Origin of the sequence: Streptococcus sp. 263_SSPC (assembly GCF_001071995.1) — a bacterium.
Classification (GTDB): Bacteria; Bacillota; Bacilli; order Lactobacillales; family Aerococcaceae; genus Granulicatella.
This window is the reverse complement of sequence record NZ_JVNU01000058.1, coordinates 1-7,118: the sequence shown is the minus strand read 5'-3', so window position 1 is coordinate 7,118 and position 7,118 is coordinate 1. Positions and strand designations below refer to the sequence as shown.

Here is a 7,118-nt window from a genome sequence, read left to right as displayed (position 1 = left end):
TCGATGGCATCTTCGATACTATCTAACGTGTCTTTCATTACTTCAGGATCTAAATCCATATTCTGTACGTCTTGAAACGCTAAACTTAATTCATATAAATTCATTTATAAAACATTCCTTTCTGTGTTCCTTGTGGTTCGATGTGGAATGATTTCACGTTGGGGATATTTTGTACTATCGCCATCGCTGCATCCTCCACTGTTTTTCCATAATCCATGTATTGTTCAAAAATTAGCGGATTTACAAAGTCCGCATCAATATCTAAAATTACTTTTGACTCTGTTCTTTTAATGATTTCGATACGCTTTTTAATATCTCTTCAACCTCCTCGTAGGTTTTAACCCTTGTTTTTCTTATTTGAGGTTCGTATAGATATACCTCGTATGAATCATTTTTCATTCTGATTTGTCCGATGACTTTGTTAGCGTATAAAACGTTTTGCAGTTTTGAATCCAGTAGGTCATCGTTTAAATACACATCTTCCATCTACTCACCCGCAATCTTGAGTGAAGTGGTTAAATACGCTTCTTTCAAAAATTCGTCGATATCATCTTCACCAACGTAATCCCCTTCAATCTCGTAGTAGGCATCACCTACGTATATTTCTTCACCTTTCCAGTCATATCCCCACACTTTTGGCTCTGGAGGGTCAAGGTAATTTGCATGTAAAGTTTCAAACTTATTGCACATTGTGTTATAATCTCCTTAGATATTATTAGTTAGTCAGCGTTACCGCGCTGGCTTTTTTTGTTCCACGAATCCTGAAAATCAGGTTCTACATATTGCCCACTTCTAATTAGATTCACTTTTGATTCGTGTTGTTCAACCGCCTTTCCTACCAAGAGCACAATGCTCATCATTGCGATAATGATTCCAAAAGCTAAAATGTACCATCCTAGCATCCATCTCATGAATGGGATGAATTGTACCCTCGTTTTTCTTCTTCGTTCCGTTCTCATCGTTTTCTCCTTCCGTCCCATATCTTTTGTATTTCATCAATCATGCTCGCTTGATATTTGTATGGGCGTGTATCTGTTCTTCTTGCTGCAACCACCACTGGATGGTTTCTGATTTCACTCTTGTGCCACGAACTGGAACTCGTTCCAATTGCTTCACACAACTCTTCAGTCGTCAACCACCTTGAATTATTTTTCCGTTCAACGTATGGTTTCATGATTTCAACGAACTTATCTGGATTTCTTTTGACTACTTCTAAAAATATTGGTTCGTAATAATCAAGCGTTGATTGTTCCATGGTTTCCCCTCCTTTACTTCGTTACTTCTTTCATGAGTTTGTTAGCTTCTTTAATTAACAAACGCATCGTGTTACTATCGGTTTCTTTTTCAGCAGCTCTCGTTAACATATCAACCCATTCACGGCGGGTTTCGTTCTTCCACTCGACTAACTCAGTCAGTAAAATGTCTTTCTCGAAGTACGTCGAGTAGTCCAAAGAGCCATCTTCTGATCGAATACATCTCCCAGTCTTTAAGTCTCTACAAACATTTGTCCGAACGGTACTGTTGGTTGTTTTGACTGCTTCCGCAACTTCGTCATAGGTAGCAGAAGGATTCTTCTTGAAATATTCCCTAATTTGTTCTGCTAGTGTCATGGTTTAAACTCCTTTCATGTTTTTTTTCATATTGTTGTAACCTTCTTTCAAGCCTTCTTCTTCTTGAGATATCGGTAAATCCTTTTCCCTGTATATTGCCTCAATATCCAGGATAGAATCCAAATTAATATCTCTAATTTTGTTTCACAACTCATGGTCAGGCTCCTTTTTTTTCGTTAATCAAATGGGTCAAAAAATAGTTTTATTGGGTCGTCTCTTAAGAGATGGCCTTTTTAATTTTCCAGAAGCAAAAACACCAACTTAGAAAATTAATTTGTAACCAAGACTCTGCGTACTTGATTCCATCTTCCTCGTAAAATGTCATGTAATGGTGCATTTGTTTTACCTCCTATTTCACGTTTTTCATATTGTTTCTAGATAAATCTTTCTAATTTGTCTGAGATAGCTACTAAATCCGAGTCGTCCAGTTTTAATTGGTCGGCTTTTTGTTTTAGTCTTTCGTCAATGGCTTGGTTTAATTCGTGCCATTCTCTTTTTGTGAATTTGCTTCTGAATTCTAGAAACTCTTTTATTGTCGTTTTTTTATCCATTCCAACTTCTCCTTTCTAGTTGAAAACGTGTCTTATAGGACACTTATTCTTTAAAAAAAATATCCATAATTTCAGAATCTGATAAATTTAGGATGTTTTTACAAGCTACGATTTCTTCTCTTCGAAAAGAAACCACTCCGTTCATTCTGCTGTGATACACTGTTTTAGTGAATGTTCCATTGATATTTTCGTCCATTTTATCAATAAAATCTTCTACCTTTAATCCCCTTTCTACAATTTTTGCTTTCAATAAATTATAGTTCATTTACATCACCTCATTTCTTGTTGTGTCATTTAGGACACATTCATAGTATCATAAGCAAATAGTCGTGTCAACACATAAATGTGTCTTTTTTGAAACTTTTTTTATTTTTTAAGTGAATTTAGTTGTTTCTAGGACACTTTAATGGTATTCTTTCATTATGAAAGGGGCGGTTAAAATGCTTAATTTAAAGGCTCAAAGAGAATCATTGAAGTTAACTTTAGAAGATGTCGGCAACTACGTTGGCGTTGGCAAAAGTACTGTTCGAAAATGGGAAAATGGCATGATAAATAATATGGGCAGAGATAAAATTTTAAAGTATGCGAAGATTTTACAAATCAGTCCATTAGCTTTAATTGGTGAAGTTGAGACTGAAGCTCCAGATTGGGCATCCAAAGACGATGTTATTGTTTTTGATGAGGCGTTAAAACGTAATAGTGTTGTTATGTCCTATGATGGCATAGAACTATCTGAAGAAGATAAAATGCAATTAGACGGAATGATACGAGCGATGCTATGGGAACGAATAAAAAAAGGCAAGGAGGAATAATTATTGGAAGTGAATCAGTTAGTTGGTACTTACAATACGGCTAACCCGTTTGAAATAGCGGACTATCTAGGAATCGAATATGATTTCAAAGTATTACCTAATGATTTAAAAGGAATACTTGTATCTTCGGAAAAGGATACACCGTTAATATTAATTAATGAAGATATACAAGACATTTCTTTTAAATACTACGTCATGGCGCATGAATTAAAGCATGCTATAGACCATTATGGATTGAATGGATTCTACTCCGCAACTTTTGGCGGAAAAGGAAAATTAGAGCGAGAAGCAGATATGTTTGCGTGTGAACTAATGAAATATTTATATGAAGAACAATATCAAAAGCCTGTAGAAACGTTTGAAATCCTAAAGACTATATATGGAATTAAAGAGGATATGCAAAATTACATTTAAGGAGGAAAAGCAATGGAATTAGAAGTGTTGTCAGAGCAATTGAAGAATTTAGGGAAACGAGTACATACATTGAAAGATAATATCAATACAGAGGAGGCTACTAAAACTTCTCTAATTTTGCCATTCTTTCAAATCTTAGGATATGATATCTTTAATCCACTAGAATTTATTCCTGAATTCACTGCAGATTTTGGGATTAAAAAAGGTGAAAAAGTAGACTATGCAATTAAAATCAGCGATACCCCTGTAATTCTAATTGAAGCTAAATCTATATCAGAAAAACTTACGAAACATGATTCGCAATTATTTAGATATTTTGGTACTACTACTTCAAAATTTGGAATTTTAACAAATGGACAGGAATATAAATTCTACACTGATCTTGATGAGCCTAACAAAATGGATACTACTCCATTCTTAACAATAGACATTACTAAAATTAAAGATGTTCAAATCGCTGAGGTAGCTAAATTCCATAAAGACAATTTTGACGTTGATAAAATAACATCATCTGCTTCAGAACTAAAATACTTAAATAGTCTTAAAAATCATTTATCTAAGCAATTGACTGACCCCGATGAATCTTTTGTTAAATATATCGTTGGCGAAATATATGAAGGTACTAAAACCAAAAATACACTTGAAAAATTTGGAGCAATCGTTAAGAAGGGCTTTTCTCAATTCATTAGCGAACGTGTAAACGAAAAGTTGAGTGCAGCTTTAAATACTAATGTGGATACTAAAATTTCTAGCACTCCAGATACGGAAGAAATAAAAGATGAAGTCTCAAATAAAGATTCTGAAATAGTAACGACTTCCGAAGAATTAGAAGCTTACACTACTACAAAGATCGTTTTAAAAGATGTTGTGGACCCATCACGAATATTCTATAGAGACAATAGAAGTTATTTTAATGTGCTTTTAGATGATAATATTCGCAAGTGGATCATGCGTATTTATACAGTTAACAATAAATTTAAACTACAATTTAATGATGAAGAACATACTACTATCGAAATTTCAACACCACTCGATATCGTTAATTGTTCAGACATTTTAACTTCAACTGTTAAAAAGTTTTTATAAAATAAATAGCCTATTAAGGCTATTTATTTTATCTTAAAAAAGAACGTACGTTTGGAAACGGAGGTGAACTATGGCAAGCATTTATAAGCGTGGAAAAACTTGGACTTACAAGGTTTATTATTATGAAAATGGAAAGCAAAAAGCAGTTTCAAAGAGTGGGTTTAAAACAAAAGCTGAAGCCAAAGATGCATCCATAATAAGAGAAAATGAAATGCTGCAAGGCAAAAACTTTGCTAAAGAAAGAATGCTTCTTGCAGATTATATGGAAAATTGGAAAAAACTATATAAAGACGGTACTGTGTCGTTAGGTGTCTCTAAGCGTATTGATATGATCATACGATATGTAAGAAAGAATTTTAACGTAATGCTCAAGGACATCACTCACGATAGCTATCAAGCTTATATTAATAAATTAGCTGAAACGCTATCGACTGAATCAGTGGCTAAATATCACACATACACCAGTGGAGCAATAAAACACGCGGTCCAGACTAGGGTGCTTATGTATAATCCGTGCGAATTCGTTAAAATTAAAGGAAATGATGAAAGAGCGTTCACTGAAGAAAGCAAATTTCTATCCTTTGAAGAGTATCAAAGACTGTATGCAGCATTATTAGACGGAATCAACCCTAGATATCAATCACGATATATTATTCTTTTAGCAATGGTAAGCGGAATGCGTTTTGGAGAGTGTTTGGGATTAACCTGGGATAATTTAGATAAAGAAACGAATACTGTCAAAATTGAAAAAGGATTTGATTCATTACACACCAGAGATTTCACAGACGGTAAAACAAAAAACGCAAAAAGAACTATTATTATCCCAAGTGAAGTTATGTCGTTATTATTTCAACTTCCAAAAGATACTGAAAGAGTATTCCATGACATCACAAATAATGGAGTCAAAAAAACTCTCGATAATACACTTAAAAAAGCGAAAATCGAGAGGAAAATAAGATTTCATAGTTTGAGACATACACACGCAAGTATCTTGCTATCGCAAGGGGTTCAAGTCGTTTCAGTTAGCAAAAGATTGGGTCATGCTAATCCTACAGTAACTATGCAGACCTATGCCCACGTAATTAAAGAATTAGAAGTATCAGACAATGAAAAAATAATAAAGATTTTATCCCACGGAACATCCACGGAACAAAACCTTTAAAAAAGCCTATAAATAAGCATAAAAAATGCCCCCTACAGGGCTCGAACCTGTGACCCATAGATTAAGAGTCTACTGCTCTACCAACTGAGCTAAGGAGGCATTTGTACTTAAGGTACTTAACCAGTATACTACCATCCCCATGGTAAATCAAGGGAATTTTCTCGAGAAATTCTCCGTTAAAAACAAAAAATGTCCTCTAAATTTTGGCACTGACCCCCGTAAATGAGAATTAAATAAAAACACCTCCAAGTTGGATTTGGTACAATATTATCAAATGCACATGGAGGTGTCTTTTTATAGTTAAAAAACGTGTAGCCTATTCTGTCGATACAATGAATAAAGCCGTAGAAATGAAATTACAGGGATATACTACAAAACAAGTAATGCAGGAGTTAAACATAAAAAATGAAACTCAAGTAGAAACATGGTTTAGATGGTATAAAAATGGTGAAACTCATCGTTTCCACCAACAGGTGGGAAAACAATATTCTTATGAAAAAGGGATGGCTGAACTTTCAGAAATCGATCAATTAAAATTAGAATTAAAAAGAAAGGAAGTTGAATTAGAAATATTAAAAAAATACAAGGAATTGGAAAGGAAGTGTCGCCTCAAATAGTTGTAAAGTTAGTGGAAGAATTGAAAGATAAATATGCGGTACATTTAATTTGTTCTTGTCTTAATGTACCTACATCTACTTACTACCGATGGAAAAAGAAAGACTTTTCTCCATCAGTTATTGAGGAAACTATTGGTAAAATTTGTAAGAAAAACAAATTTATTTATGGATACAGAAAGATTAAGTATTTGATTCAGAAGGAATTAAATCAGATTGTTAATCATAAGGTTGTACAGCGGATTATGCAGAAAAATGGTTGGAATTGTGCAGTGAAGCCTAAAAAAGCTATCAAAATAGGTAAACCATTCTCAATTACTGGCAATACTCTGAATAGAAATTTTTCAGCAGACAAACCTATGCAAAAACTGACTACTGATATCACATATTTGCCTTTTGGTCCTAAACGATTATATTTATCTTCCATTATGGATTTACATAATGGAGAAATCATTGCTTATACAATTTCCACAAAACAGGATACTAAGTTTGTATTAGATACATTAAATCAAATTGATTTACCTAAGGATGTTCTACTGCATAGTGATCAAGGCAGCGTTTATACTTCTGCCGAATACTACAATTTATGTAAAGAAAAAGGCATTATCCGCAGTATGTCCCGTAAGGGGACTCCCGCAGATAATGCGCCAATCGAAAGCTTCCATTCTTCGCTAAAGTGCGAAGCTTTCTACATAAAAGATGAAGTAATAACTTCATCTTCTATTGTAATTCAAATTGTAGAAAATTACATCAAATATTATAATGAAAATAGAATCCAACAAAAATTGGACTACCTGTCTCCGGTTGAATACCGGAGACGGTAGCCCTAGGGTGTTTTTATTAAATTCTCACTTTTTGGGGTCAGTCCC

The 7,118-nt window shown here is 33.9% G+C and carries 11 protein-coding genes and 1 tRNA gene; 5 read left to right on the top strand and 7 right to left on the bottom strand.

From position 1 onward, the window contains the following. Positions 1–486: 486 nt before the first annotated feature. The 6 genes from ADH02_RS08505 to ADH02_RS08485 all read right to left on the bottom strand — a co-directional run bounded on the left by ADH02_RS08505 (position 487) and on the right by ADH02_RS08485 (position 2,426). Positions 487–690 (bottom strand): hypothetical protein, encoded by a 204-nt coding sequence (locus ADH02_RS08505; RefSeq protein WP_048784025.1) that lies wholly within the window; start codon positions 688–690, stop codon positions 487–489. A 29-nt stretch (positions 691–719) separates the two neighbouring features. After that, entirely contained in the window at positions 720–959 is a 240-nt protein-coding gene (locus ADH02_RS08500) for a hypothetical protein (protein ID WP_048784026.1), read from the bottom strand. Then, the gene (locus tag ADH02_RS08495) at positions 956–1,255 is read right to left on the bottom strand and encodes a hypothetical protein (RefSeq protein WP_048784152.1); all 300 of its coding nucleotides are present in this window, start codon (positions 1,253–1,255) and stop codon (positions 956–958) included. The genes ADH02_RS08500 and ADH02_RS08495 overlap by 4 nt, the downstream gene beginning before the upstream one ends. A 13-nt stretch (positions 1,256–1,268) precedes the next feature. Next, positions 1,269–1,610 carry a hypothetical protein gene (locus tag ADH02_RS08490; RefSeq protein ID WP_048784150.1) on the bottom strand — a complete coding sequence of 114 codons (342 nt, stop codon included), beginning with the start codon at positions 1,608–1,610 and terminating at the stop codon, positions 1,269–1,271. Between the two features lie 374 nt (positions 1,611–1,984). Next, positions 1,985–2,161: a hypothetical protein gene (locus ADH02_RS09615; protein ID WP_192831714.1), complete on the bottom strand. Its 177-nt coding sequence runs from the start codon at positions 2,159–2,161 to the stop codon at positions 1,985–1,987. 43 nt (positions 2,162–2,204) lie between these two features. Further along, entirely contained in the window at positions 2,205–2,426 is a 222-nt protein-coding gene (locus ADH02_RS08485) for a hypothetical protein (protein WP_048784148.1), read from the bottom strand. 175 nt (positions 2,427–2,601) lie between these two features. Here ADH02_RS08485 and ADH02_RS09275 point away from each other — a divergent pair, with 175 nt between their 5' ends. The 4 genes from ADH02_RS09275 to ADH02_RS08465 all read left to right on the top strand — a co-directional run bounded on the left by ADH02_RS09275 (position 2,602) and on the right by ADH02_RS08465 (position 5,635). Next, the gene (locus ADH02_RS09275) at positions 2,602–2,973 is read left to right on the top strand and encodes a helix-turn-helix domain-containing protein (protein ID WP_065427038.1); all 372 of its coding nucleotides are present in this window, start codon (positions 2,602–2,604) and stop codon (positions 2,971–2,973) included. A 9-nt stretch (positions 2,974–2,982) separates the two neighbouring features. Further along, a complete protein-coding gene (locus ADH02_RS08475; RefSeq protein ID WP_342585583.1) occupies positions 2,983–3,387 on the top strand; it encodes an ImmA/IrrE family metallo-endopeptidase in 405 nt (134 codons plus the stop codon). Positions 3,388–3,399: 12 nt separating this feature from the next. Beyond that, complete coding sequence (locus ADH02_RS08470) at positions 3,400–4,473, top strand: type I restriction endonuclease (RefSeq protein ID WP_048784145.1); 1,074 nt, start codon at positions 3,400–3,402, stop codon at positions 4,471–4,473. 70 nt (positions 4,474–4,543) lie between these two features. Next, positions 4,544–5,635 (top strand): site-specific integrase, encoded by a 1,092-nt coding sequence (locus tag ADH02_RS08465; RefSeq protein ID WP_048784144.1) that lies wholly within the window; start codon positions 4,544–4,546, stop codon positions 5,633–5,635. Between the two features lie 26 nt (positions 5,636–5,661). Here the strand turns inward: ADH02_RS08465 and ADH02_RS08460 are convergent. Beyond that, positions 5,662–5,734, bottom strand: a tRNA-Lys gene (locus tag ADH02_RS08460). 233 nt (positions 5,735–5,967) lie between these two features. Here ADH02_RS08460 and ADH02_RS08450 point away from each other — a divergent pair. Continuing rightward, positions 5,968–7,073, top strand: a protein-coding gene (locus tag ADH02_RS08450) for an IS3 family transposase (protein WP_152903914.1) whose coding sequence is annotated in 2 segments (ribosomal slippage) — positions 5,968–6,217 and positions 6,217–7,073 — 1,107 coding nt in all. Because the reading frame shifts where the segments join, the coding sequence is not laid out codon by codon here. Positions 7,074–7,118: the final 45 nt, after the last annotated feature.